Source organism: Phocaeicola sp. RTP21198st1_B8_RTP21198_201120, from assembly GCF_040929485.1.
Lineage (GTDB): Bacteria > Bacteroidota > Bacteroidia > Bacteroidales > Bacteroidaceae > Phocaeicola > Phocaeicola dorei.
The window spans coordinates 1-1,046 of record NZ_JBCOCI010000548.1; the positions used below are offsets into that span (position 1 = coordinate 1).

The 1,046-nt window shown below is 36.7% G+C and carries 1 protein-coding gene; it reads right to left on the reverse strand.

Features of this window, described 5'->3' with window-relative positions:
* Positions 1 to 1,046, reverse strand: a 1,046-nt coding sequence (locus AB5935_RS27990) for a DUF5722 domain-containing protein (RefSeq protein WP_368328099.1), incomplete at both ends; no start/stop codon positions are given.

A 1,046-nucleotide genomic window follows, 5' to 3' on the forward strand; every position in this document is an offset into this window, starting at 1 on the left:
GCGTTTATCTTTTTCCATGCGTAAGCAAAACCTGCCGCCTGTTTCTGAAAATCCTCATCTGAATATGTAGGAGAATTTACACCTGCCTCTGAAAGCCATACAGAACGCTTAACAGTCCCTTTATACTTATTTTCTTTAGACAAAGCCCATTTATTCAACACCTCTAAATTCTTGAATGTTATATACTTTGTATCCATAGAGTAAGTTGCATCCGGGTCAAGCCATGTACAAGGATTAAATAATGATTGCGCATAACTATGATATGCCATAGCCCATTGGAAATCTCCCTCAACCCGACTATAAGTGTTCAACAAATCAACAATGTCTTTACTAGTATACCATCCCACATTAGAAATATCAGTCCACGAATGTGAAAAAGAAGCGAACACCTCTGCATGTTCATCATACTGACGCACAATATTATAACACATACGCATAGACTTTATATAAGTATCCGAAAAGATAGTAACAGGCTTCACTCCCATATTTGTCCATGAGAGCCCACCATCAACCTCATTATGCATAATCCAATGAGAGATACGTCCATAGCGATTATCTGATCTACAATACCTTCTAGCTAAAAAATCAAGTGCCGCAGCATAGCAATTTACCGACTCCAAAGTTGTCATATTAGGCATCGTATAAGTTCCTTCACTATAATCCGGATGCTGTAATAATTCTCCAATTCCCGTATCTACACTTCGTGAAGCCGGATCAATTAAAATAATTGCCGCAACGGAGATATTCCTTTTTTTTGTTGCTTCTAATAAAACTTTGTCTAAAGTATTATTGAGATACTCTTCATCCATATAATACGTTTTTCCTCCATACAGATGTTCTATATCTCCTGCTTTGGGAGTAAGATGCATAAAATGAGTAATACAAACATTAATTGTAGCACTACTAATACCCAATAAACTTAAATCTGATATAAACGAATTTGCAGTAAGACCTCCCAGTCCTTTCTTAGAAGTCAATGTAATAGGAGATAAATGTTGATATGCCCAAATTTCATCTGCATGTCGTGCATGAGACACCAATTGGTC